This window comes from Streptomyces vastus (assembly GCF_039532825.1).
Lineage (GTDB): Bacteria > Actinomycetota > Actinomycetes > Streptomycetales > Streptomycetaceae > Streptomyces > Streptomyces vastus.
This window is the reverse complement of sequence record NZ_BAAASJ010000033.1, coordinates 75,737-100,378: the sequence shown is the minus strand read 5'-3', so window position 1 is coordinate 100,378 and position 24,642 is coordinate 75,737. Positions and strand designations below refer to the sequence as shown.

24 protein-coding genes and 2 pseudogenes are annotated in these 24,642 nt (G+C 70.3%); 13 read left to right on the top strand and 13 right to left on the bottom strand.

The window, feature by feature from the left end; genetic code table 11:
- Nucleotides 1-103 precede the first annotated feature (103 nt).
- From ABD357_RS17010 to ABD357_RS16980, 7 genes are all read right to left on the bottom strand, one after another.
- Nucleotides 104-1,345: a cytochrome P450 gene (locus tag ABD357_RS17010; RefSeq protein ID WP_344391009.1), complete on the bottom strand. Its 1,242-nt coding sequence runs from the start codon at nucleotides 1,343-1,345 to the stop codon at nucleotides 104-106.
- A 122-nt stretch (nucleotides 1,346-1,467) separates the two neighbouring features.
- Nucleotides 1,468-2,133 (bottom strand): response regulator, encoded by a 666-nt coding sequence (locus ABD357_RS17005; protein ID WP_344391008.1) that lies wholly within the window; start codon nucleotides 2,131-2,133, stop codon nucleotides 1,468-1,470.
- Nucleotides 2,130-3,491, bottom strand: coding sequence for a sensor histidine kinase (locus tag ABD357_RS17000; protein ID WP_344391007.1), 1,362 nt, complete (start codon nucleotides 3,489-3,491; stop codon nucleotides 2,130-2,132). Before ABD357_RS17000 ends, ABD357_RS17005 begins: the two co-directional genes overlap by 4 nt.
- 102 nt (nucleotides 3,492-3,593) lie before the next feature.
- Entirely contained in the window at nucleotides 3,594-4,268 is a 675-nt protein-coding gene (locus ABD357_RS16995; protein ID WP_344391006.1) for a response regulator, read from the bottom strand.
- On the bottom strand, nucleotides 4,265-5,635 hold the full coding sequence (locus ABD357_RS16990; RefSeq protein ID WP_344391004.1) for a sensor histidine kinase: 1,371 nt from the start codon (nucleotides 5,633-5,635) through the stop codon (nucleotides 4,265-4,267). Before ABD357_RS16990 ends, ABD357_RS16995 begins: the two co-directional genes overlap by 4 nt.
- Before the next feature lie 10 nt (nucleotides 5,636-5,645).
- Nucleotides 5,646-6,965 (bottom strand): acyltransferase family protein, encoded by a 1,320-nt coding sequence (locus tag ABD357_RS16985; protein WP_344391003.1) that lies wholly within the window; start codon nucleotides 6,963-6,965, stop codon nucleotides 5,646-5,648.
- Complete coding sequence (locus tag ABD357_RS16980; protein ID WP_344391002.1) at nucleotides 6,958-7,986, bottom strand: alpha/beta hydrolase; 1,029 nt, start codon at nucleotides 7,984-7,986, stop codon at nucleotides 6,958-6,960. Before ABD357_RS16980 ends, ABD357_RS16985 begins: the two co-directional genes overlap by 8 nt.
- Before the next feature lie 455 nt (nucleotides 7,987-8,441).
- Here ABD357_RS16980 and ABD357_RS16975 point away from each other — a divergent pair, with 455 nt between their 5' ends.
- From ABD357_RS16975 to ABD357_RS16960, 4 genes and pseudogenes are all read left to right on the top strand, one after another.
- Complete coding sequence (locus tag ABD357_RS16975; protein WP_344391001.1) at nucleotides 8,442-9,350, top strand: alpha/beta hydrolase; 909 nt, start codon at nucleotides 8,442-8,444, stop codon at nucleotides 9,348-9,350.
- Between the two features lie 183 nt (nucleotides 9,351-9,533).
- Entirely contained in the window at nucleotides 9,534-9,809 is a 276-nt protein-coding gene (locus tag ABD357_RS16970) for a type II toxin-antitoxin system Phd/YefM family antitoxin (protein ID WP_344390999.1), read from the top strand.
- Complete coding sequence (locus tag ABD357_RS16965; protein ID WP_344390998.1) at nucleotides 9,806-10,066, top strand: type II toxin-antitoxin system RelE family toxin; 261 nt, start codon at nucleotides 9,806-9,808, stop codon at nucleotides 10,064-10,066. The genes ABD357_RS16970 and ABD357_RS16965 overlap by 4 nt, the downstream gene beginning before the upstream one ends.
- Before the next feature lie 14 nt (nucleotides 10,067-10,080).
- Nucleotides 10,081-10,689 (top strand): annotated as a pseudogene (locus tag ABD357_RS16960) (class I SAM-dependent methyltransferase); the annotation flags it as partial.
- 57 nt (nucleotides 10,690-10,746) lie between these two features.
- Here the strand turns inward: ABD357_RS16960 and kynU are convergent.
- Entirely contained in the window at nucleotides 10,747-11,931 is a 1,185-nt protein-coding gene (kynU, locus tag ABD357_RS16955) for a kynureninase (protein WP_344390997.1), read from the bottom strand.
- Nucleotides 11,924-12,754 (bottom strand): tryptophan 2,3-dioxygenase family protein, encoded by an 831-nt coding sequence (locus ABD357_RS16950; protein ID WP_344390996.1) that lies wholly within the window; start codon nucleotides 12,752-12,754, stop codon nucleotides 11,924-11,926. Before ABD357_RS16950 ends, kynU begins: the two co-directional genes overlap by 8 nt.
- Nucleotides 12,755-13,029: 275 nt before the next feature.
- Here ABD357_RS16950 and ABD357_RS16945 point away from each other — a divergent pair, with 275 nt between their 5' ends.
- The 8 genes and pseudogenes from ABD357_RS16945 to ABD357_RS16910 all read left to right on the top strand — a co-directional run bounded on the left by ABD357_RS16945 (nucleotide 13,030) and on the right by ABD357_RS16910 (nucleotide 19,024).
- Entirely contained in the window at nucleotides 13,030-13,566 is a 537-nt protein-coding gene (locus tag ABD357_RS16945; protein ID WP_344390994.1) for a hypothetical protein, read from the top strand.
- Nucleotides 13,527-13,745 (top strand): annotated as a pseudogene (locus tag ABD357_RS16940) (glycosyltransferase family 2 protein); the annotation flags it as partial. The gene ABD357_RS16945 and the pseudogene ABD357_RS16940, both read left to right, overlap by 40 nt.
- Before the next feature lie 35 nt (nucleotides 13,746-13,780).
- Nucleotides 13,781-14,203, top strand: a complete 423-nt coding sequence (locus ABD357_RS16935) for a hypothetical protein (RefSeq protein WP_344390992.1) — start codon at nucleotides 13,781-13,783, stop codon at nucleotides 14,201-14,203.
- Nucleotides 14,169-14,588: a DUF3151 domain-containing protein gene (locus ABD357_RS16930; protein ID WP_344390991.1), complete on the top strand. Its 420-nt coding sequence runs from the start codon at nucleotides 14,169-14,171 to the stop codon at nucleotides 14,586-14,588. The genes ABD357_RS16935 and ABD357_RS16930 overlap by 35 nt, the downstream gene beginning before the upstream one ends.
- Nucleotides 14,589-14,661: 73 nt before the next feature.
- Nucleotides 14,662-15,450 (top strand): aldose epimerase family protein, encoded by a 789-nt coding sequence (locus ABD357_RS16925; protein WP_344390990.1) that lies wholly within the window; start codon nucleotides 14,662-14,664, stop codon nucleotides 15,448-15,450.
- 210 nt (nucleotides 15,451-15,660) lie between these two features.
- Nucleotides 15,661-16,209 (top strand): orotate phosphoribosyltransferase, encoded by a 549-nt coding sequence (pyrE, locus tag ABD357_RS16920; protein WP_344390988.1) that lies wholly within the window; start codon nucleotides 15,661-15,663, stop codon nucleotides 16,207-16,209.
- Between the two features lie 184 nt (nucleotides 16,210-16,393).
- The gene (gene fbaA / locus ABD357_RS16915; RefSeq protein ID WP_344390987.1) at nucleotides 16,394-17,416 is read left to right on the top strand and encodes a class II fructose-bisphosphate aldolase; all 1,023 of its coding nucleotides are present in this window, start codon (nucleotides 16,394-16,396) and stop codon (nucleotides 17,414-17,416) included.
- A gap of 102 nt (nucleotides 17,417-17,518) precedes the next feature.
- Nucleotides 17,519-19,024 (top strand): MFS transporter, encoded by a 1,506-nt coding sequence (locus ABD357_RS16910; protein ID WP_344390985.1) that lies wholly within the window; start codon nucleotides 17,519-17,521, stop codon nucleotides 19,022-19,024.
- A 179-nt stretch (nucleotides 19,025-19,203) separates the two neighbouring features.
- On the opposite strand, the gene ABD357_RS16905 is transcribed toward ABD357_RS16910, so the two are convergent.
- The 4 genes from ABD357_RS16905 to ABD357_RS16890 all read right to left on the bottom strand — a co-directional run bounded on the left by ABD357_RS16905 (nucleotide 19,204) and on the right by ABD357_RS16890 (nucleotide 23,151).
- The gene (locus ABD357_RS16905) at nucleotides 19,204-20,226 is read right to left on the bottom strand and encodes an SRPBCC domain-containing protein (protein WP_344390984.1); all 1,023 of its coding nucleotides are present in this window, start codon (nucleotides 20,224-20,226) and stop codon (nucleotides 19,204-19,206) included.
- 57 nt (nucleotides 20,227-20,283) lie between these two features.
- Complete coding sequence (locus tag ABD357_RS16900) at nucleotides 20,284-21,888, bottom strand: polyamine aminopropyltransferase (protein ID WP_344390983.1); 1,605 nt, start codon at nucleotides 21,886-21,888, stop codon at nucleotides 20,284-20,286.
- 74 nt (nucleotides 21,889-21,962) lie between these two features.
- Nucleotides 21,963-22,481, bottom strand: coding sequence for a DUF2617 family protein (locus tag ABD357_RS16895; RefSeq protein WP_344390980.1), 519 nt, complete (start codon nucleotides 22,479-22,481; stop codon nucleotides 21,963-21,965).
- 412 nt (nucleotides 22,482-22,893) lie between these two features.
- Complete coding sequence (locus tag ABD357_RS16890) at nucleotides 22,894-23,151, bottom strand: hypothetical protein (protein ID WP_344390978.1); 258 nt, start codon at nucleotides 23,149-23,151, stop codon at nucleotides 22,894-22,896.
- Nucleotides 23,152-23,349: 198 nt separating this feature from the next.
- On the opposite strand from ABD357_RS16890, the gene ABD357_RS16885 reads away from it, so the two are divergent.
- Nucleotides 23,350-24,564, top strand: a complete 1,215-nt coding sequence (locus ABD357_RS16885; protein WP_344390977.1) for a pyridoxal phosphate-dependent aminotransferase — start codon at nucleotides 23,350-23,352, stop codon at nucleotides 24,562-24,564.
- Nucleotides 24,565-24,642: the final 78 nt, after the last annotated feature.

Genomic DNA, 24,642 nt, shown 5'->3' with positions numbered 1-24,642 from the left:
GCCTCGTCCTCAAACGCCGGACAGGCTGACGGTGCGCCCCCGTCAGGGGCGAAGGGGGAGCCCTAGTGAAAGGGACGAGTAGGGGCGGCGAGGGCGCAAACCGTCAGAGCTCCACGAGGAGTTCGCTCAGCCCGCGGATGACGAAGTTCGGCTTGCGCCTCGGCTCGGCCGCGAGCCGGAGCGTCGGGGCTCGGTCGAGCAACGCGCCCAGGGACGCCGCCAGTTCGATACGGGCCAGGGGTGCGCCGATGCAGTAGTGGATGCCCGCACTGAACGAGATGTGCGGATTCTCCTGCCGGGCGAGGTCGAGTTCCTCGGGCCGGGTGAACACCGCCGGGTCGTGGTTGGCGGAGCCGAAGAGCAGCGCCACCTCGCTCCCCCGCGGGATCACCGTGCCGTCGATCTCGATCTCGTCCAGCACCCAGCGCTCGAAGAGCTGGAGCGGGGTGTCGTAGCGCATCAGCTCTTCCACAGCTGTGGACAACAGTCCGCGGTCGGCGCGCAGCGCGGCCAGCTGGTCGGGGTTGCGGAACAGCGCCCACCAGCCGTTGACCGTGGCGTTCACCGTCGCCTCGTGCCCCGCGTTGAGGAGCAGGACACAGGTCGAGATCATCTCCTGCTCGGTCAGCCGGTCGCCCTCCTCGTACGCCACGATCAGGCCCGAGATCAGATCGTCCCCCGGCTCCTTGCGCCGAACCGCGATCAACTCCCGCAGATACTCGGTGAATTCGACCGACGCCCGAACCGCCTTCGCCGCCGTCTCCTGCGACGGGTTCAGCTCGTACATCCCGCAGATGTCCGCCGACCAGGGCCTCAGCGGCGCCCGGTCGGACTCCGGGATACCCAGCATTTCGGCGATCACGGCGACCGGCAACGGCTCGGCGACCGTCGTCAGCAGATCGCCACCGCCGTCCGCGACGAGATCCGCGACCAGCTCGTTCGCCAGCTTGTGGACGTACGGGCGTAGCCGCTCGACCGTACGCGGCGTGAACGCCTTCGACACCAGGCGCCGGATCCGCGTGTGGTCCGGCGGCTCCAGATCGAGCATGCCGTGGTCGTTGAGCACATGAAACGGCTCGTGCTCGGCCGGCGGCGCCGTCCGCCCGAAGTCCTCATGCGTGAACCGGTGCTGATACGTCCGCCCCAGCCGCCGGTCCCTGAGCAAGGCCGACACATCCGCATGACGCGGCACGAGCCACTGGTTCGTGGGCTCGAAATAGTGCACCCGCCCCCGGGCACGCAGCTCGGCATACGCGGGATAGGGATCGGCGACGAACCCGTGATCCCAGGGGTCGAACGCGTCGAGGGCACGGTCGGAGTCGGAGGAGTCGGAAAGGTCTGCCATGTCGGGACGCTAACCTGCGGCGTCTTGGCCCGCCAGAGCCGCCCCCTCCGTGGAACGGCACACCCGCCTCTGAGCGGCACGCGCCCCCATCCCGACTTGCCCCCTCATCCCAGGGTGACTCCTCACCCCGGTGTGACCAGCCTCGCCTCGTACGCGAACACCGCCGCCTGGGTCCGGTCCCGCAGGCCCAGCTTCACCAGGATTCGGCTCACATGGGTCTTGATCGTCGACTCGGCGACCACGAGACGCTCGGCTATCTCGCCGTTGGACAGGCCCTGGGCGATGAGTACCAGCACCTCCGTCTCCCGCTCGGTCAGGTCTACGTACGCCGCCCGCGCGGTGGCCGACAGCCGGGGTGCCTCCGACAGCTTCGAGAACTCCGTGATCAACCGCCGGGTGACGGAGGGCGCGAGCAGGGCCTCGCCCGCCGCCACCACCCTGACGCCGTCCGCGAGTTGGCGGGCCGAGGCGTCCTTCAGGAGGAAGCCCGACGCCCCTGCGCGCAGCGCCTGGTACACGTACTCGTCGAGATCGAACGTGGTCAGCACCAGCACCTTGGCCCCGCCGTCCGCGGCGACTATCTCCCGCGTCGCCTCGATACCGTTGAGCTCGGGCATACGGATGTCCATCAGGACCACGTCGGGAGCGAGCTCCCGCACTCGGTCCACCGCATCCCGCCCGTTGACCGCCTCGCCGACGACCTCGATGTCCGGCATTGCGCCGAGCAGCACCGAGAACCCTTCGCGGACCATCATCTGGTCGTCGGCGATCAGCACCCGGATGGTCATACGGAGTCTCCCGAGTCCCTCGAGGTCTCCGTGTCGGAGACGGGCACCGGCAGGAAGACCGTCACCTCGTACCCCCCGTCGTCTATCGCCGCCGCCGTCATCTCGCCGTTCAGCATCGTCACCCGCTCCCGCATCCCCGTGATCCCGTGCCCCGCGCCGGGCGAGGGCTTCACCAGCCCGGTGGCCGGTCCGTTGACGATCCTGAGTCCGAGGCCGCCCAGCACATAGCCGATCTCGACGCGGGCCGAGGCGCCCGGCGCATGCCGCAGGCTGTTGCTGAGCGCCTCCTGGACTATTCGGTACGCGGACAGCTCGATGCCCTGCGGGAGTTCGCGCACCGCGCCGGTGACCACCTTCTCGACGGTCAGGCCCGCGTCGCGCACATTGGCCAGCAGCCCGTCCAGGTCGGCGAGGGTCGGCTGCGGGGCGTCGGGAGCCTCGTAGTCCTCCGCACGTACGACGCCGAGAACCCGGCGCAGTTCGGAGAGCGCGATCACCGCGTTCTCCCGTATCACCGCGAAGGCGTGCTCCAGCTCCGGCGGCGGGTTCTCCACCCGGTACGGCGCGGCCTCCGCCTGGATCGCGACCACCGACATGTGATGGGCGACCACGTCGTGCAACTCGCGGGCGATGGTGGTGCGCTCTTCGAGGAGAGTGCGCTTGGAACGTTCGTGCGCGGTGACGGTCTGCTGGGCGGTGACCTCCCGCTCGGCCGCGTTGCGTATCTGGCGGACGGCCACGACCAGGAGGACCATGCCTGAGGTCACCAGCATCGCCGGAGTGTTGTTGCCGCCGTGGCCATCCCCGAAGAGACCCACGGCGAAGATCCCGTAGACCGCCGTCAGGGCCCACATCCACAAGGCGGTGCGGAGCCGCGTGCGGATCGCCACGACCGTGAGGACCACCAGGTGAGTCGCGAAAGCGCCGGGCAGCCACGGCCACTGGACCCAGCTGCTGCCGAGCCCCGCGGTGATCGGTGTCACCGCGCAGGAGACCCAGAAGGCGCCGGCCGGCCTGACGAGGGTCAGCAGGACCGCGGTCAGCGAGAGGAGGCCGGTGAGCAGTCCTCCGAAATCCCCTGCGTCGTTCTCGGTGTCCGCGATGAGCCACGCCAGGACGCCGGCGAACGCCACCGCGGCGTGCGGGGCCCACCCCGCGTACTCCCGCAGGCGCCCGGGCAGCCGCCGGGCGATCGGGCCGTCCACGCTCATGCGCGGCAGCGGGCGGTAGGCGAACGCGTCCTGGAACAGGTCCTGCCGCAGCCCGCGCAGGGCGTCCACGGCCAGCCGGTACTCAGGACTGTGCGGCTTGTCTGCGCCCTGCGAGGGCGTCGAGTGCGTCTGGGTCGTCTCGGTCACGTACAAAACGGTAAGTGGGCACCAGGGTCGCGGTCGTCCCCAGTGAGAGGGGTTCTTCGGCATCCGCCTCAGGTACTACGGGTAGCCCCCTGGCCTCCACGATCAGTACCCGGAGGGCCGTACCAGACCCGACTCGTACGCGAACACCGCCGCCTGCGTCCGGTCTCGCAGCCCCAACTTCACCAGGATCCGGCCCACATGGGTCTTCACCGTCTGCTCGGCGACCACCAGCCGCTCGGCGATCTCGGCGTTCGACAGCCCCTGCGCGATCAGGGCGAGGACCTCCGTCTCGCGCTCGGTCAGCTCACCGACACGTTCCTTGAGCGGGGCGCGCGGCGCCCCGTCCAGCTGGGAGAACCGGGCGATCAGGCGCCTCGTGATCCCCGGCGCGAGCAGCGCGTCCCCCGCGGCGACCACCCTGACCGCCTCCGCCAGCTTGTCGGCAGACGCGTCCTTCAGCAGAAACCCGGAGGCACCCGCGCGCAGCGCGTCATACACGTACTCGTCGAGATCGAACGTCGTCAGCACCAGCACCTTGACCTGCGGTGTCTTGCCGACGATGCGGCGGGTGGCCTCGATGCCGCCGAGTTCGGGCATGCGGATGTCCATCAGGACGACGTCCGGGGCGAGTTCGGCGACCTGGGCGACCGCGTCCAGGCCGTCGACCGCCTGGCCGATCACATCGATGTCGGGCTGGGTGTTGAGCAGCACCGAGAAGCCCTGCCGGACCATCTGCTGGTCATCGGCGATGAGTACGCGGATGGTGCCGCTCGTCATGGTCGTTCCCCTGGGAAGCCTGTGGAGTCTGTGGAGTTGTCGGAGACAGTGTGGGCGGAGGCGTCGAGGGAATCCGTTCCGGCGCGGGGCAGGAAAGCCGCCACCGTGAAGCCGCCGCAGGCCGCCTCCGTCGCCATGAGGGTGCCACCGAGCATCGCCGCGCGCTCCCGCATGCCGAGCAGACCGTGTCCCGCGCCCGGCGACGGCGGGGCGGGGCGCCGGGGCCTAGAGTTGACGACCCGTATCTGCAGGCCGCGCGGGAAGTGCGTGAGCTCCACACGCACCTCCGAACCGGGCGCGTGCCGCAGCGCGTTGCTCAGCGCCTCCTGGATGATCCGGTACGCGGACAGCTCCACACCCGGCGGCAACGGAAGCACCTCGCCGCTGATCTCGGTGTTCACCTTCAGACCGGCAGCGCGAGTGTTCTCGACGAGCACGTCGAGGCGGTCGAGGGTGGGCTGCGGGGCGTCGGGGGCCGCTCCACTGCCGGGAGCGCCGATGCCGTACGGATCCTCGGGGTTCTCCGAGCGCAGTACGCCCAGGACGCGGCGCAGTTCGGTGAGCGCCTCCACTGCATTCTGCCGGATGCCGTCGAGATTCTCCCTGAGCTCGTCGGAAGGGTTCTCGACCAGGTGAGGGGCGACTTGCGCCTGGATGGAGATGACCGACATGTGGTGGGCGACCACGTCGTGGAGCTCGCGGGCTATGCGATTGCGCTCCTCGAGGACCGTACGGCGGGCGCGCTCCTCGGCGGTGATACCGGCCTGCTCTACGAGTTGGGTGCGGGCTTCGCGGCGACCGCGCTGGGCGCTGCCGAGAAGGACGACTCCGGCGAACACGGCCACGGCCAGCGCGCCCGTCGACGAGTAGTTCGCGGCACCGATGAGGCCCTGCACCACCCACGTGACCAGCGCGGTCAGGGCAAAGACCTCGGCGGCGACGCGGGTGGGTACCCGCAGCGCGAGCAGGAACAGCACCATCGCGTGTGCGACCAGGCCGGGCGGGCCCCACGGCCAGGGGCTGTTGAACGCAGTGTGATCGGCGAGCAGTTGGGTGCGGGCCCCCATGGCCACCACGACCGTGGTCACCATCGACAGCTGCCACGCCGGAACCGGCCACCGCAGCGCCATCGCCACCGCGGCACCCTGGGCCAGCGCGCACACCAGGCCGTACTCCGTACCCAGGTTGTAGCCGTCACCGAACTGGTCCCCGTTGGCGATGGTGGTGCCGATCGCGACCAGGACCACCAGCCCATGCGGCAGCCAGCGCAACCACATCGAGGGCGGCAACGGGTCCGCCTTCCCGGTCCACAGGTCCTCGCGCAGCACCCGCAGTCCCCGCGCCAGACGCTTCTCCACCGCGCTCATCCGCACAACTCTATGCACGGCGAACCGCCTTCGACCCCGCCCTGCCACGGTGTACGTGAACCACGCGCGACAGGCGCCCACCGAGACGGCGGTGCCCCTGTTCGTAGGAGCGAAACGCAGCCCAGCACACCATGAGGGCGAGGGCGAAGACCGGGAGCCAGGCGAGGCGGGCCAGGACCCACGCGAGATTGTCGGGGATGGTGTGCAGTCCGGGGAGGCGGCCCGCGAACAGGCCCGTCGCGGTGACCGACATCAACGCCGTCTGGTGCCACAGGAAGATCGTCATCGCGGAGAGATTGACGAACGCCACCGCCGCCCACGCCACGGGCCGCCGCATCGCCCGGCGCAACGGCTCCCGGAGCAGCAACGCCAGACCGCACTGCGCGAGACCGAAGGCGACTGCGGCCAGGGTCGGCGGGTTGAGGTTGGAGACCGCGGAGCCAGGAACGCCGACCATCGACGCCGGGTAACCGGCCCACCCGACGAGTGCCGCGGTCGTCGCCGCACCGCCGATCAGCAGCACCCACCCGGAACGCCGGGTCAACTCACCCCGCATCCAAGCCGCGCCCAGCGTGTACGGGACGAGCCAGCCCGCCGCCACATTGACCCAGCCCAGCCAGGCCGGACCGCCGAAACCGAACCGTATGAGGTCCACATGGAGGACGACGGCCAGCGGCCACAACGGGTTGACCCGCGCCACCAGCGGGGTCAGCGCCGTCAGCACCGCGAAGACCAGCAGGAACCACAGGGGCGACAGGACGAGCTTCAGCAACGCATGCACCGTCGACATGCCCGTCCCCGTCACGAGCAGACAGACCGCGGCCACCGTCCACAGGCCCAGCACGGCGGCCACCGGCCCGAAGAGGCGCGACAGCCGCGTACGCAGCCACCTCCCGTACGTCGTGCCACGGGCCCGCGCCGACTCGTAACTCCTGGCCGCCACATGCCCGCCCACCAGGAAGAACACCGCGAGCGTCTGGAAGACCCAGGAGACCGGGGCCAGCCATGGCATATACGCCAGCGGGCTCGACGTACGCAGTGCGCCGCCGTCCGCGACCAGCGCCGTGACCAGCCAATGGCCGAGCACTATGCCGAGTATCGCGAAGGCGCGCAGGGCGTCGAGGGAGCGGTCGCGGTGAGGCGGGGTTGCGGCGTCGATCTGGTGGGTGGCTCGGTGGAGGCGGCGGAGGGCTTCCCGGAAGCCTTCCCGGACGAGCGGGCGGGGGCGGCTGGTGTTCTGCGGATGGCTGGGCCGGGCGGCGTTCCGCGTGGAACCCTTCGGGGGGCCCTCCCCCTCCCCCACCCTCCCCCTCAACTTCAGCTCACGCATGGGTCACCTCCGAAGTCTCCCCGAGGACGATCCGGGCGAGGTTGTCCAGGGACACTGAGCCCGGCTTGAGGTAGTCGCTGTGGCCGCCGTCGCCGGCCGCGAAGACGCGCGCGCCGAAGTCCGGCGACACGGGGTCGGTGCCGAAACCGACCGTTGTGCCGAAGAGGTCCGCCTTGGCGTGCGGGACGTCCGCGATCCAGTCGTCGGCGCCTCGGCCCGCCCAGACGCGGGCGTCCGTGTGCAGCCCGGCGACGGAATCGACGCCGGTTCCGGGGCTGCCGAAGAGCGCGATGTCGGAGACATCGAGGCCGCCCATGGCGCGGCCCTCGCCGCTCGGGGTACGCGAGGCACCGGCGGCATGAGATGCACCGGCGGACCCGGAGGACCGTACGGAACCGGCGGCCCGGAACGCGCTCTCGGTCGCCTCCGCGCACACAACGCTTCCGTACGAGTGGCACAGGAGCGAGACCCGGGCCTGCTGATTCAGGGCCTCCAACTCCCGTATGAAATCTCGCAGTTCAGGTGCCGCACCCTTCGCCCGCCCCGTGGTGAGGACCTCGGGGCTTATGGTTCCGGGCGTCTCATAGCCGAGCCAGGCAACGACAGCGCCACGTATGCCGAGCCGTTTGTGCAAGGCGTCAGCTCCCGCGCGGAAGCGCTCGTACGTGTCCAGGTTCGTGTCGGAACCGGGCACGAGTACGGCCACGCGTTCGGCCTTCGCCAGGTCGCCGAAGACCTCGATGGCGCGGCCGGAGCCGCGGGCGTCGAAGGTGAGGAAGTGCCGCCCCGGGTTGGCCATAGAGCGGACCGCGGACGCGCGGCCGTGGTCACCGTGATCGGCGGCCATGCGGGCCGCCTCGGCGGCGTTCGCACGGTTCGCTGCGTACGTCTCATCCAGGTCGGCCGGGCGCACCGCCACGAGGCGGGCCGGTGCGGGGGCCGGGATCTCCGGGCGTGCGGCAGCGGCGGAGACGGGGACGACTATCGCGGCCGTGACCAGCGCAGCGAGCAGACCGCGCAAAGGCCGGCCGCGCCGCCCCGGCCGCCGCGCCCGAGCTGAACCAGCATCCGGACCAGCCGAACGAGCCGACCCAGCCGTCTCCTCCGCCCCTGCCGCCGAATCCGGCCTCGCTCCAGGCTCCGGCAGCCTCAGCCTCCCCCGTACCCCCATGCCGTCCGTGCCCTCACTCCCAGCTCACCGACCCGCTCATCGGGCCTCACGGGAAAGGAAGTTACGGACGCGACCTCGTGGTCGGCGTCCCGCCAGGGAGCTCACCTGAGACGTAGCTCTCAGGTATTAGGGGTATGACCGGGGGCGGTCGGATCGGTGTAGGCGCAGTGGCGGCCGTGCTCGTACGTGAACTGACCGGGCACCGTGCGCCACCGCCTGCAACAGCGTGACAGCCCCATGTCGGCCCACGTCAAGGGGCTGATACCGTCCCGGCCAACGTTCGAACACCGCTGAGAGGTTGGAGCATGCCGGATGACGACGAAGCCCGCGTAGCCGCTGAACCGGAGGCCGCCGTCGCCGCCCGTGCCGCGGCCGAGGAGCGGTCGGCCTTCTCGCATCCGCCTGTCGATCCCGACACCACCGCCGCGTACGGCGACCATCCCGACCAGGTGATCGACTTCTACGCCCCGCGCGGAGGCGAGGAGTCGGCCCCGTTCGTCGTCGTTCTGCACGGGGGCGCATGGCGGGCCGCGTACGACCGTCGGCACATCACCCCGTTCGCGGACTTTCTGGCCCGGCGCGGGTTCGCGGTGGCCAATGTCGAGTACCGGCGTGGCGGTGGCGGGTCTGGGGAGGGCGATGACGGTTCCGCCGCGGGGCGTTGGCCGGACACCTTCGACGACGTCGCGGCGGCGCTCGACGCGCTTCCCGGTCTCGTACGGGAGGCCCTTCCGCAGGCCGATGCGCGTCGCATGGTGATCACCGGGCACTCGGCGGGCGGGCAGCTCGCCCTGTGGGCCGCCGCCCGACATCTGCTGCCGGAGGACGCACCCTGGCGTACGGAGCGGCCTGCGCCGCTGCGGGGTGTCGTCGCGCTGGCTCCGATCGCGGACTTCGCCGTCGCCGAGAAGCTGGATGTGTGCGCTGGTGCGGCTCTTCAACTCCTGGGCGGGGAGGGGCTGTTCGGCGAGCGGCAGCCGTACGCCGATCCCGCTCTTCTGCTGCCCACCGGAATCGCCACGACCCTGGTGCAGGGCCGGACCGATGTCGTCGTGCCCCAGGCCGTCGCCGAGTCGTACGCGGACGCGGCGGCGAAGGCCGGCGAGGTGGTGGGGCTCACGCTCCTCGAGGATGTGGGGCACTTCCCGCTGATCGATCCGGCGGCGGACGCGTGCGCGGTGGTGGCGGAGGAGATTGCACAGTTGGGTTGGTGAGCCGGTGGGCGATGGTGGCTGTCACCGGGCGCGAGTGTGCCTGCTGCGGGCGGCGTCGCACGGCACGGCACGCGGATCCTTTCGGTGCTCGGGCGCACCTCCAGCTGATGTCGTACTCGTCTGCAACGGGCCTCATCTCTCCCTCCTGCGAAACGGTGGCCTACAAAATGTAGGATTCGGTTCATGGATGCCTCTTACACGCTCACGGATGCCCGGAACAACCTGGGCAAGGTCGTCAACGAAGTGCGGCACGGTGGTAGGACCGTCGAGATCACGGACCATGGCACCCCCGTGGCGGCAGTCGTCCCCATAGGGCTGCTCGACTATGTCCAGCAGCTCGAGGACGAGCGGGATTTGGCGGCGGCCGAGGACAGTAAGGCCGGTACGACTCGTTGGGTGCCCCATGCCGACGTGGCTGCACGCTTCGGCCTGAACCCTGATGGGACGCGCAAGAAGTGACCTACGAAATCGTCTGGTCAGACAGCGCGATCGACCAGCTGGCCGCGCTCAATGACCGGTATGCCGATGCGGCCATGCTCATCACCGCAGCGGTATACGACCTTGCGGACAATCCCCGCCCCACGAATGCTTCTCGCCTGGGCAACAGCGACATGTACCGACTGCTCCTCGGCTACTACCGGATCATGTACGGCGTCGAGGAAAAAACCATGACCGTGCAGGTACTGACGGTGGGACGTAGTGATCGTCCACGCTGACCCTGCGAACCGCGGGCTACACCGTGCACCTCGTCGACCCGATCCCGCGCCACATCGAGCAGGCTGAGCAGACCGGCGCCACGGTCGAGCTGGGGGACGCACGCCGGCTCACCGCAGAGGACGCCTCGTACGATGTCGTCCTTCTGCTGGGCCCGCTCTACCACCTGATCGAGCGCGCCGACCGGGACCGGGCCCTCGCCGAGGCGTACCGCGTCCTCAAGCCCGGCGCCCTCATCGCGGCGGCCGGCATCAACAAGTACGCGTCGCTCTTCGAGCACACGGCGTTCGCGCACCTGCACCGCGAGCCGGTACAGAAGAGCATCGGCAAGATCCTCGCGACGCAGACCCACGACGGGAAGAAGGCCTTCACCGCCGCGTACTTCCATGGCGCCGAGCAACTGCGCGACGAGGCGGCCGCGGCCGGTTTCACCGAGGCCGAAGTGTTCGGTATCGAGGGCCCTGCCTGGTCGCTTCTGGCGGCGACCGAGCGGCACACCGGACAGTCCCTGATCGGATCCGAGATGTTCGAGTCCGCCCTGACCGCGGCACGCATGGCCGAGCCGTACCCCGAGCTGCTCGCGGCGAGCTCTCACCTCCTGGCGGTGGGGCACCGACCGGGCTGACTCCGGGCATGCCGAAAGGACTTCCGGAGGCCCAGCCCCACCCCGCCGCAGACCACCTCAGCCCACCACCCCCGCCAACACCCTCACCGCCCTCTCCACATCCCCGAACCCCACATACAACGGCGTGAAGCCGAAGCGCAGGATGTCCGGTTCGCGGAAGTCGCCGACCACTCCGCGGGCGATCAGGCGGCGCATCACCTCCTGCGCGCCGTCGCAGCGCAGAGCGACCTGGCTCCCCCGGTCCGCGTGGACCGACGGGGTCACCGACTCCACCCGGCCCTCGGAGACGTACGCCGCGACGCAGTCCAGGAAGAAGTCCGTGAGCGCGAGGGACTTGGCGCGGACCGTCTCGATCGACACCCCTTCCCACACTTCCAGCGCCGCCTCCAGGGCCAGCATGGAGAGGATGTCCGGGGTGCCGACGCGGCCGCGCGGTGCGCCTCCCGCCGGTTCGTACTCCGAGCGCATGCCGAAGGGGTCCACGTGGGAGTTCCAGCCGGGGAGCGGGGAGTCGAAGCGGTCCTGGAGGTCGCGGCGTACGTACAGGAATGCCGGTGAACCGGGGCCGCCGTTCAGGTACTTGTACGTGCAGCCGACCGCCAGATCCACCCCGTGCTCGTCGAGCCCCACCGGCAGGGCGCCCGCGCTGTGGCACAGGTCCCAGACGGCGACCGCTCCCGCCTCATGCACGGCCGCCGTCAGGGAAGGCAGATCGTGCAGGCGCCCCGTGCGGTAGTCGACGTGGTTCAGCAACACCGCCGCGGTACGCGGACCGAGTGCCGACGGTACGTCGCCAGGGGCCACCGCACGCACCGTACAGCCGGTCATACGCGCCGCCGACTGGGCGATGTAACCATCCGTGGGGAATGTGGTGGCGTCGACGACGATCTCGTCCCGGCCGTCCCCGGCCAGCCGCACCGCCCCCACAACCGCCTTGAAAACATTGACACTTGTCGAGTCACCCACCACGATCTGCCCGGCCGCCGCCCCCACCAGCGGAGCGATCCGGTCGCCGATCCGTTCGGGTGCCGTCCACCAGCCGCTCTCGTCCCAGGAGCGGATCCGCAGCTCACCCCACTGCCGCCGTACGACGTCCTCGACCCGGCCGGGCACGGCCGTCGGGAGCGCGCCGAGCGAGTTCCCGTCCAGGTACACAACGTCGTCGAGTACGAACTGCGTGCGCAGCTTGGCCAGTTCGTCGGCCGCGTCCAACTCCGCAGCTTTTACGCTCAGTTCAGACATAGGACCGCGCCGTCCACAGCTCGGGGAACACGTTCTTCCGCGCCCGCTTCTCCAGCCAGGCCACACCCGCCGAACCCCCGGTCCCGGCCTTCGCGCCCATCGCGCGCCGGGTGGCGACCAGGTGATCGTTGCGCCATCGCCACACCAGCTCGGCGACGTCGGTCAACGCCTCCCCGAGGCGGGTGAGTTCGGAGCTGTCGTCGCCCGCGTACAGGGACGCCCACACTTGCTCGACCTCGGGCGACGGCTCGTACCTGAGCGAGACGTCGCGCTCGAGCACGGCAGCGGGAATCGCATACCCGCGCCGGGCCAGGAGCCTCAACACCTCGTCGTACAGGCTCGGTTCATGCAGTGCCTTCTCCAGCTCGGCGTGTACGCGGGGCGCACCCCGGTGCGGTACGAGCATGGACGAGGACTTCTCGCCGAGCAGGAACTCCATGCGCCGGTACATCGCGGACTGGAAGCCGGAGCCTTCCCCGAGGGCGTTGCGATACGAGTTGAACTGGGCCGGGGTCAGCTGGCCCAGGGGCTTCCAGGAGGCGTTCAGCGCCTCAAGCTCCCGTACGGACCGCTTCAGCGCCGCCACCGCGACCGGCACGTCGTCCTGCCGCAGCGCCATTGTCGCGGTCTCCCACTCGTGGACGATGACCGTGAACCACAGCTCCATCACCTGGGTCGTGACCAGGAAGACCATCTCTCCGGGATCGTCGGAGAGGGTGTGCTGGAGGTGGGTGAGCACATCCGCCTGTACGTAGTCCTCGTACGGGGTCGTGCCCTGGAAGTCGAGATGCGGGGTCTCGGGCTCTTCAGCCTCGTGGGACATCGCTGTCTCCTGTTGTGTACTCCGGGTAGCGGTCCGCCCCTGCCGTTTTCGACACGGGGGCCCCGGTCCCCACCTCGCATCTTCCGGGTCGCCTCGCGGGTCCGCAAGGGCGACCTGGTCACACCGGTCAGGCGCGCAGGCTCCACCGGGAACATCGCAAATACAGCAGCCACACAGCTTGTGAGGAGTGTGTGACGACTCGCTTCTCCCCTGCGGGCGTCCATTTCGGCTTCTAGGTTGGGCAGTTGGAGTTGAACGTTCGACATGGGGGAACCGTGACGAACTCTGTCTCGGGCGCATGTGAAGGCGCCGGGAACGAGAGCACGACCGAGAACGGCGACATAGCCGGGTCCTCGGCCGAGACCTCGGCCGAGGACAGCCGCACGACCGGGACCGCCGCGGAGACCGGCAGCACGCCCAGGTCCGCATCCGAAGCCACAGCCGCATCCACACCCACATCCACACCCGCCTCCGAGAGCGACCCGGTCTTCGTCGACTCCAGCGGGCGTCGCCCGCGCTGGGTCCGCCGTGTCGGGTGGGGTATGGGGGGCGTCTGCGTCACCTACTGCCTGACCCTCGGGCTGAGCCTCGCCGGGGCGGCACCCTTCGCTCCCGAGACGCTGATGCCGATGCGCGACCGGGACCGGGAACCGTCCATCGGCGCCGCCGACGGGCGGGACCAGGACGCGTCGGAGTCCAGCAAGAGCGGGCGTAACGATTCAGCACGGGTCGGGGCGGCGGACCCGTCGGCCGCCCGCCCGAGCGAGCGGACTTCACCTGGGGGGACGGCGATGCGGTCACCGAACCGGTGAGCGTGATCATCCCCGCGTACAACGACAGCGAGTGCATCGCCGACACCGTGCGCTCGCTCGCCGACAGCGGCCATCCCATCGAGATCATCGTGGTCGACGACGGTTCGACGGACGGCACCGCCGAGATCGCCGCCGCGCTCGACCTGCCGAACGTCACGGTCCTCACCCAGCGCAACAGCAGGCCCTGTGGTCGCTGGGCTTCGTCCTCCTCCTGATGCGGTTCCGGCCGCGCTCGCTGCCCCGGTGGCCGTGGCTCGACGGACTGGTCTGTCTCTTCAACGCCCGTGCCGTCACGATCTACCTGTGGCACGAGGTCGCGCTGATCCTCGCCGTGGCGCTGACCGACCGGATGTGGCAGGTGCCGTTCCTGGAGCAGTATCTGCCGCTGGGCTCGGACTGGTTCCTGTTCCTGCTTGTCTGGCCGTTGACCGCGGCGGTGATCGTGACGGTCGGCTGGACGGAGGATCTCGCCTCCCGGAAACGGCCCCACCCGTGGCCCACAAAACCACCGAAGAAGGCCCCGATCGCCGCCCCCGTGCGATCGTCGGCCGGCGCAGAGGAGGCTGCCCGAACGCCTGACCGCAAAGTGGCAGACTGCATGCATGACGACTCACAAGAACCTGCTCGGCGGCCCTGACCCGACGCACCTGCCGGAGAACGAAGACGCGTACCGCATGCTGGGCGAGGAGTCCCTGGCGCCCGCCGAAGTCGCGGCGAAGCACCCCACGTTCTCGCTGGCCTGGGCCATGCTCGCCGATGACGCCTTCGAGGCGGGACGCGTGGTCGAGTCGTACGCGTACGCACGTACCGGCTACCACCGCGGCCTCGACCAGCTCCGCCGGTCCGGCTGGAAGGGCCACGGCCCCGTCCCCTGGGACCACCGCGCCAACCGCGGCTTCCTCCGCTGCCTCGCCGCGCTCGCCCGCGCGGCCGACGCGATCAACGAGAAGGACGAAGCGGAGAGGTGCTGGCAGTTCCTGCAGGACAGCAGCGCCGAGGCGTACGCGGCGCTCAGGCGGTAGCAGTCGGGGCTGCGGCCCCTCAGGGGCGCCCCTCCCCACCGCCCGCAGATCTTCCGACCAGTAGGGTCATGCCGTGCATAACGAAGACATCACGCTGACCGCGGGTGACGCGGAAGTGGTCGTGCGGCCGGGCAACGGCGGGCGGGTCGGTGGGCTGCGGGTCGGCGGGCTTGAACTGCTGCGCCAAGGCGGGAAGTTCGGGTCCTTCCCCATGGTGCCTTGGTGTGGGCGCCTGAGGGACGGGCGCTTCCTCAACGGGGCCACCGTGCATCAACTGCCCCTCAGCTCCCCGCCCCACGCCATCCACGGGACCACCCGTGACGCAGCCTGGCGGACGGCTCGTACGAGCGCGAACGAGGCCGTGATCACGTACGACCTCGTCGAACCCTGGCCGTACGCGGGACGCGTCACGCAGGTCTTCTCGCTGGGCGAGGACGCGCTGACGCTGACCATGTCCGTGGAGACGTACGACGACTCCTTTCCGGCGCAGATCGGGTGGCATCCATGGTTCAACCGGAACCTGGGCGGTGACGACGTACGTATCGACTTCTCGGCCGCCTGGCAGGAGGAGCGTGGCGACGACCACCTGCCCACGGGGCGGCGGCTCGACCCGAAGCCGGGGCCGTGGGACGACTGCTTCGGGATGCCGGGGGGCGTCGACGTGACCCTGACCTGGCCGGGGCAGCTGGAGCTGAAGGTGGCCAGCCGCGAGGAGTGGGTCGTCGTGTACGACGAGCAGGAGGCGGCCGTGTGCGTGGAGCCGCAGACCGGTCCGCCCAACGGGCTCAACACCCTGCCCCGCCTGGTCACACCGATCGAGCCCCTGGAAGCCACGACCACGTGGTCCTGGCGGCGGCTGTGAGCCAGGGCATCTGGACCCGGTGGCGGGCGGCTCCAGAGCCTCGAACAGAATGGGAGTCCGATCAGCTCGCGGCGTCTGGTGCGTGCGATCGCAAGGCGCCGGAAGGCCCTCGTAGCGGAGCTACTAGGGCCTTTTGGCAACGCGGCGAGCGTGCGTGCCAGGCGTCGCGAGCCGGGCGCCCATTCTGTTCGAGGCTCTAGGCTGGCGGGCATGACGGACGTACGCGGCGCGCTGCTGCAGCAGATCAAGGACAAGGCCGTGGTGCACGGCAGGGTGACCCTCTCCTCGGGTCTGGAGGCCGACTACTACGTCGACCTGCGGCGCGTCACCCTCGACGGGGAGGCCGCCCCGCTGGTGGGCCAGGTGCTGCTCGACCTCACCGACGGCCTCGAGTTCGACGCCGTGGGCGGGCTGACCATGGGTGCCGACCCGGTCGCGGCCGCGATGCTGCACGCCGCCGCCGCGCGCGGCAGGCGGCTGGACGCCTTCGTCGTGCGGAAGGCCGCCAAGGCGCACGGTCTTCAGCGGCGGGTGGAGGGGCCGGACATCAAGGGCCGGCGGGTGCTGGTGGTCGAGGACACCTCCACCACCGGCGGCTCCCCGCTGACCGCCGTCGAGGCGGTGCGGGAGGCCGGGGCCGAGGTGGTCGCCGTCGCGACGATCGTCGACCGGGCCACGGGCGCCGCCGAGAAGATCCAGGAGGGCGCCGGGGTGCCGTATCTCTTCGCGTACTCGAAGGACGAACTGGGCCTGGACTGAACTGAGAGGTGTCCACGGGGAGTTGTCCACAGGTTCCCGAAGCCCGTGACAGGAGTTGTCCACAGGCTGGGGCGGCGTGGCTGGATCGTCCGGCCAAGTCTGGAAAGATGGGGACGACGATGACGTCGCCCCCTAGGTCAGGGCTGTAAAGCAGAACTCCACCCGCACATACAAGGAGCGGACAATGCCCATCGCAACCCCCGAGGTCTATAACGAGATGCTCGACCGGGCGAAGGCAGGCAAGTTCGCCTACCCGGCCATCAACGTGACCTCGTCGCAGACCCTGCACGCTGCGCTGCGCGGCTTCGCGGAGGCCGAGAGCGACGGCATCATCCAGATGTCCACCGGTGGTGCGGAGTTCCTGGGCGGCCAGCACAGCAAGGACATGGTCACCGGCGCGGTCGCGCTGGCCGAGTTCGCGCACATCGTCGCCAAGAAGTACGACATCACGGTCGCCCTGCACACGGACCACTGCCCCAAGGACAAGCTCGACGGGTACGTACGCCCGCTGCTGGCCGTCTCCGAGGAGCGCGTGGCGCGCGGTGAGAACCCGCTGTTCCAGTCCCACATGTGGGACGGCTCCGCGGAGACTCTCGCCGACAACCTCACGATCGGCCAGGAGCTCCTGGAGCGCGCCCGCGCCGCGAAGATCATCCTCGAGGTGGAGATCACCCCGACGGGCGGCGAGGAGGACGGCGTCTCGCACGAGATCAACGACTCCCTGTACACGACGGTCGACGACGCGATCCGTACGGCCGAGGCCCTGGGCCTGGGCGAGAAGGGCCGCTACCTGCTGGCCGCGTCGTTCGGCAACGTGCACGGCGTGTACAAGCCGGGCAACGTCGTCCTGCGTCCCGAGCTCCTGAAGGAGCTGAACGAGGGCGTCGGCGCCAAGTACGGCAAGACCTCCCCGTTCGACTTCGTCTTCCACGGCGGCTCCGGCTCCACGGAGCAGGAGATCGCGACCGCGCTGGAGAACGGCGTGGTCAAGATGAACATCGACACGGACACGCAGTACGCCTTCACGCGCCCCGTCGCCGACCACATGTTCAAGAACTACGACGGCGTCCTGAAGGTCGACGGCGAGGTCGGCTCCAAGAAGCTGTACGACCCGCGGACGTGGGGCAAGGCCGCCGAGGCGTCGATGGCGGCGCGTGTCCTGGAGGCCTGCAACAACCTCCGGTCGACCGGCACGAAGATCAAGTAAGGCGCACGGAGATCAAGTAGGGACGCGTCGGCCAAGTAGGCGCCCTTTCCGGACGGTCCGGTACCCCTGTGGGGCGCCGGGCCGTTCCGTATGCTCCGAGGTATGGCTGCCCTTGAGCAGGAGAACCAGGAGAACCAGCAGAGTTCGGGCGTCAGGATCGGCAGCCCCACGGGGCGATGGATCCTGTTGACCACGGTGCTCGGTTCGAGCATGGCGATGCTGGACTCGACGGTGGTGAACGTCGCTCTGCCGCGCATCGGCCGTGACCTGGACGCCGATCTCGCCGCCCTCCAGTGGACCGTCAACGCGTACATGGTGACCCTCGCGGGTCTGATCCTCCTGGGCGGCGCCCTCGGCGACCGCTTCGGACGGCGGAAGGTCTTCGTCGTCGGCGTGATCTGGTTCGCGGCGGCGTCCCTGCTGTGCGGCATCGCACCGAACGCCCCTGTGCTCATCGCGGCCCGCGCCCTCCAGGGCATCGGCGGCGCGCTGCTCACCCCCGGCTCGCTCGCCCTCATCCAGGCCTCCTTCCATCCCGACGACCGGGGAAAGGCCGTCGGCCTGTGGTCGGGGTTCGGCGGTATCGGCGCCGCGATCGGCCCCTTCCTCGGCGGCTGGCTGGTGGACGGCCCAGGCTGGCGCTGGGTGTTCCTGCTCAACGTCCCGCTCGCCCTGCTGTGCGCACCGATCGCCCTGCGCCACGTACCGGAGTCGAAGGACGGGCGGGAACACGGCCGCGGCTTCGACGTACTCGGCGCGGCCCTCGGCGCGCTCGCCCTCGCCCTGGTGACGTACGCCCTGATCGAGGCCCGGAGCGGCGCGCTGGTCGTCACCGTGACGGCGGGCGTGGGTGTGGTTGCGGGCATCGCCTTCGTGTACGTCGAGCGGCGACGGGCCGATCCGATGATGCCGCTCGACATCTTCGCGTCCCGCCAGTTCACGGCGGTCAATGTGGTGACCCTGTGCGTGTACGCGGCCTTCGGCGGCTTCTTCTTCCTCACCGCACTCCAGCTCCAGGTCGTCTCCGGCTATTCGGCGCTCGGCGCCGGTACGGCGCTGCTGCCCATCACCGTCCTGATGCTGCTCCTGTCGGCCCGCGCCGGAGACCTGGGCCGTCGGATCGGCCCGCGCATTCCGCTCACGGTCGGCCCGCTGCTGTGCGCGGCGGGGATGGTGCTGATGCTGCGGGTGGGCACGGACGCGTCATACGTCCTGGACGTCCTGCCCGCGCTGCTGGTGCTGGGCCTCGGCATGGTCACCCTGGTCGCACCCCTGACGGCGACGGTACTGGCCTCCGTGGACGCCTCCCGTGCGGGGCTGGCCAGCGGCATCAACAACGCGGCGGCCCGCGCGGCGGGCCTGGTGGCGGTCGCGGCGCTGCCGCTGGCCGCGGGGATGGGAGCGGAGGCGTATCGCTCGCCTGCCGCGTTCGACGACGCGTTCACACGGGCGATGCCCATGTGTGCCGCGGTCGTCGTGGTCGGCGCGATCGTCGCCTTTACAACCGTTCGCCAGCCGGCGCCGGACTGCCGGCGGCCCGAGTGCCGGACACACGGCAGCGTCACGGCTCCGCCGCTGGAGCGGGGTTCCGGCAAGTCCGGCGCGTGAGGGGTGGACGTCGGGGGTGAGCCCCGGGGCGCGCCCCGTCAGGGGCGCGGGGAACTGCGCGCCCAGCCACAACGGACCCGCGGCCAAGAAACGACCTGTCAAGGGGGTCTGGGGGCGCAGCCCCGGGAACGCCCACACCCGCACCGGGTGACCGGCTCACAGCGCGCCCCGCGGAGCGGCTAGCGCCGTCGGCGCAGGACGCGGCCCAGCACGATGGCCGAGGCCACCACAAGCGCGGCAGCAGGCGCGGCCCAGCGCAGCGCCGCGCTGCCAGACACGGCCTCGGGCGCCGGCACCGGCGCGTACCGCCCACGCGGCGGCGCGTGATCGACCTCCTCCGCGCTCCGCCCGATCATCGTCCGGCGAGCGTGCGCGGCCTCGGCCGGAGGCTCCCCGGCCTCATCCTCCTCCTCGAAACCACCCTCGAAGTGGTCCTCGGCGAACGGGGCGAGCGAGGGCGGCGGAACGTCCGTCTCGAAGACGGAGGGTTCCTCGGCAGCCGCTGCCTCGTCATCCTGGGCCCCTTCGGGCAGCGCGATCGGCGAGTCGGAGCCGGCGGCCGGCTCGGCCGCAGCTTCCGGCGCGTCCGGCGCGTCGTCCACGTCTGCCGCGTCCGGCGCGCCAGACGCGGACGCCCCGTCCGCCTCACCAGGAGCCTCCGGCTCAACAGAGGCTTCAGCTTCACCAGTTGCCTTGGCGTCACCAGAAGCCTCAGCGGTACCGGCTGATGCCTCAGCTTCACCAGAAGCCTCAATAACTCGAGAAGCACCCGCTGAACCTCCGGAGGTCTGCGCCAGGTTCTCCGCGAACCGGTTCAGCAACCGCGTCCCCGCCGACGCCACCGCATCCGAAGGAAACTCCGTAACCCGCCCGTCCCCCGAAGCCGTCCCCCCAAAGGCAAGCACCGAGCCCCCCTCAGCCGAGCGGAGCGACAGCGTGAGCGCGAGTTTCACCGAGCCGCTCCCGCGGGCCTCGGTGCCGTCGCCTTCGACGGCGTACGAACCGTCGTCCTGTCCGGCGACCCGGAGCGTCCCGCGATAGGTGATGCTGTGACTGCCGACGCGTACCTTCAGGCGTCCGGAGACGGGCTCCGTCCCCGCGTCCTGCTGGAGCCCGGGCACCGCCCGGGCCACCCGCGCGGGATCGGCGAGCGCCTCCCGGAGACGTTCGACGGGAACCGGAACGAACACCTCATGCTCCATGTCGGCCGAGCCTACCCAGCGTGGCCCGTTCCGCACCCACGTATCAGCGCATTCGGTTCAGCCTGCGTACCGCGGATGCACCAGCGTCGACGGGGGCAGGCCCGGCAGCCGGGTGCGTTCCGCCGCCCGCGCCGCCCCGGGGAGGGACAGCACGGGTGTCGTACGGGACGCAAGGACGAAGCCCCAGTCGCGCGGCGCCCCCGCCGGGCCCCTCGCACGGTCGGGCCCTGCCGCGAAGCCGGAGTCGCGACCGCCCACCCGGTACGGCACGGTCCGCAGCCCCGCCGCCCGCAGTGTCGCGTCGACCGTCCAGAACACGCGCGGCCGGGATGCGACAGGCCCCGCGTGCACGACGAGCCGTCCGCGCTCGGCGAGCACCCGCCGCGCGAGCCCGTAGAACTCCTGCGAGTACAGCTTCGTACTGGCCGTGATCCCGGGATCCGGCAGATCCGAGATCACGACGTCGTACGTGTCCCGGGTCTCGCGCAGCCAAACGAACGCGTCGGTGTTGACGACGCGCACCCTCGGATCCCCGAACGCGTCCTTGTTCAGCGCGGACAGCGCCGGGTCGGTGCGCGCCAACCGCACGACGGCCGCGTCGAGTTCGGCCACATCGACCTGCCGTACGCCCGTGTGGCGCAGCACTTCGCGTACGGCGAGCCCGTCCCCGCCGCCGAGGACGAGCACGCGCGCGCGGGGCCCCTTGTGCATCACCGGGTGCACCAGCGCCTCGTGATAGCGCCGCTCGTCACGACCGCTGACCCGCAGCCGCCCGTCGAGGAACAGGCTGAGCGGACGCCCGTCGGAGCCGCCGATGAGGACGATCTCCTGTACGTCCGTCTGCAGCGCCACCCGTACGCCGTGGCCGTACACCGCCTGCCGTGCGGCCCGTTCGAAGTCGTCGACGTGGACGGCGGCGGAGGCGAGCAGCCCCAGGACGACGAGGTTGGCGGCGACGAGCAGCCGGCGCCCGCGGCGGGTCAGGTCCTGCCGGAAGAGGCCGAGTACGAGGGCGGCGCCCGCGATCGCGTTGACGGTTCCGGTGATCAGTGTGCCGGTCAACTGGCCGAGCAGGGGCAGGAGCAGAAAGGGGAAGGCGAGTCCTCCGACCAGCGCGCCCACGTAGTCCGCGGCGAACAGGTCCGCGACCGCGCCGCCCGCGTCCTGCCGCCTGATCCGCTGGATCAGCTCCATCAGCAGAGGCACTTCGGCGCCGATGAGGAGTCCGATCACCAGCGAGAAGACGACGAGCAGATGACGGGAGCCGCCCTCCCACACCCCGCCCCAGGGGCCGGTCCAGGCGAAGGTGGCGTACAGGGCCATGGCGCTGCATCCGCCGACGAGCGCGAGCAGCGCCTCGATCGCCCCGAAGCCGGCCGCGGCGTGGGAGCGCAGGCGTTTGGCTATGAGTGAGCCGAGGCCCATCGCGAAGACCATCACGGACAGCACGACGGAGGCCTGGGTGACGGAGTCGCCGATCAAGTACGAGGCGAGGGCGACGAGTTCCAGTTCGTAGACGAGTCCACAGGCTGCGCAGACGAAGACGCCCGCGAGCACCAGGAACCGGCCTGTGGCTGCCCTGACGGGCAGCCGTGGCCGTTCGCCTGGAGCGCCCTCCAGGGGCGGCGCGCCGGGCGGGGCCGGGGCGTGCGGGTCGATCACCCCGGTCACAGTACGTCACGCCTGCGGCGGGCTGTGTCACTCACAAGTGTGGAACTTGTTGGGAGTGCGCATACCTATGCCGGAGCCGCCACCCGTACCCCAACTCTCGTGCGCGTCGCGACCAGTTGGCCGTCCTGGGGATATGCGTGCCAGGTGCGCCAGTGGACCTGGCCCTCGTGGTGTTGGGCCAGCAGGGCTGTGAAGGCGTGGGGGTTGCCGGGGAAGACTCCTGCCAGGCCGTGGGGGTGGTCGGAGACCAGGGCCAGGAGTTCCTGGGCGCGGCCTGCGAACGAACCGTGTGACAACGTTTCTACTCGGGCCGCGAACTCGTACTCCCACTCGCCCACGCGCTTGGCCACGCCCAGCGGCAGGGGTGTGCTGCTGCCGGGGATGCAGGCGACGGTCTCCGAACAGGTGCCGTTCCGTTCTTCCAGGAGTACCTGGTGGGACGCGCCGAGCAGTCTCAACTGGAGCTTTGTGCCGGACAGTTCGAGGTCGAGGGCCGCGAGCGCGGGGAGCGGCTCGCGTCCCAGGGCCCAGGCGAGGTCGGCCGCGCGCGTGTCGGTATAGGCGGTGTTGAGATTCGTGAGCATGGGTCGGCTCCGCTGGCACGCAAAAGGGTGAGTGGGTCCGTCGCACCCCGGGCCGGCGCCGGGGAATCGCCCGGTCTGCCTGCTCAGAAGGATGTGTCGGGGGCTGCGTCGGATTAGCAGGGAATCATGAAAAGCGCTTCTGCCAAAGCAGTTTTACCCATGTTCGTGCGGTTTCCATCCATCCGAGGGCTCCCCAGCTCACCAGTTCAACCGGGTAGTGCGCCCCCGGCTCACGAGTGCGCCGCGAGCGCCCCAACTGTCAAGCGCCCGGCGGTAGATGCCCCACGGATATCCCTACAGCGAGGCGTCCGCCGGAATGTGACACTCTCACGGAGAGTTGTCACATTCCGGCGGACGCCTCATGGTGCCGGACGGCCCGGATGCGGTTCCCCCCAGGACCAGCTGCCCCGTGTCAGCTGCCTCCGCCGCCGCATCCTCCCCCGCCGCCCCCGCAGGACGACCCGCCTCCGCAGGACGACCCGCCTCCGCAGGACGAGCCACCGCTGCACGAACTGCCCCCGTGGTAGCCGCCCCCACCGGAGGTCCACCAGCTGCCGCCGCTCCTGGAGTGGCTGCGCGAGCGCGACGTCCTGCTGTCGCTCTTCGCGGCGATCACAACACCGATGACGACCACTGCTGCGACAACCGCCAGGATGATGCCGATGTTCATGGCGTCACCCTCCTTTCGTTCCCCCGAAGCGACCCCCCGTGGGCGTTGCTTCTCGCTTGTGTTTCTGTGTTGTGTTTCTGGATGCTTCCTTGCTGTTCCCGCTTGCTTCTTTCCGGCTTCCTTCTTGCGTGAGAGGGGGATGCCCCCGGCCGTCGGAGCTCAAAGCAGAGTTGAGCAACTCCAGAGGTTGCGCGCAGGATGGCCGCCATGACCTCCACCGCGCGCCCGCTCCTCAACCGCCGTCTCGCCGAGTTCGGGACGACGATCTTCGCCGAGATGTCGGCCCTGGCCGTGAGCACCGGCTCCATCAACCTCGGACAGGGCTTTCCCGACACCGACGGCCCCGAAGAGGTCCGCGAGGCGGCCGTACGGGCGCTGCGCGACGGCCGCGGCAACCAGTACCCGCCGGGCCCCGGCATCCCCGAGCTGCGTACGGCGATCGCCGCGCATCAGGAGCGCCGGTACGGGCTCACGTACGACCCCGACACCGAGGTCCTCGTCACGGCGGGCGCGACGGAGGCGATCGCGGCCGCGCTGCTCGCCCTGCTGGAGCCCGGCGACGAGGTGATCGCGCTGGAGCCGTACTACGACTCGTACGCGGCCTGTATCGCGATGGCGGGCGGCACCCGCGTCCCCGTGACGCTGCGCCAGGACGGGGCCGGCGGCGGAGCCGCTGACGGACGCAGCTTCCGACTCGATCTCGACGAGCTGCGCGACGCGGTCACCGACCACACCCGTCTCCTGTTGATCAACACCCCGCACAACCCCACGGGTACGGTCCTCACCCGCGAGGAACTGACCGCGATCGCGGCACTCGCCGTCGAACGCGACCTCCTCGTGGTCACCGACGAGGTCTACGAGCACCTGGTCTTCGACGAAGCCGAACACATCCCGCTCGCGACACTGCCGGGCATGCGCGACCGCACGGTCACCATCGGGTCGGCAGGCAAGAGCTTCTCCTTCACCGGGTGGAAGGTCGGCTGGGTGACGGCATCACCCGCGCTGGTCACGGCAGTGCGCTCGGCCAAGCAGTTCCTGACGTACGTCGCCTCCGGGCCCTTCCAGTACGCCGTGGCCGAGGCCCTGCGCCTGCCCGAAGCGTACTTCGAGGAGTTCCGTGCGGACATGCGCGCCAAGCGGGACCTGCTCGCGGGCGGCCTGGAGCAGGCGGGCTTCAAGGTCTTCCGCCCGGCCGGCACGTACTTCATCACCACCGACATCCGGCCCCTCGGCGAGAGCGACGGCTTCGCCTTCTGCCGCTCCCTGCCGGAGCGCTGCGGGGTGGTCGCGATCCCCAACGCGGTCTTCTACGACCACCGCGAGCGGGGCGCCCCCTTTGTCCGCTTTGCGTTCTGCAAGCGGACAGGCGTGTTGGAGGAGGCGGCCTCCCGACTCAAGACGCTGGCCGCCTGACAGCCACAGACGTACCAGCGTATGTACGGGCCACACGGCCTGGTTGCTCCGAGCCGCCGCGCACCCGCGCCCGACTGC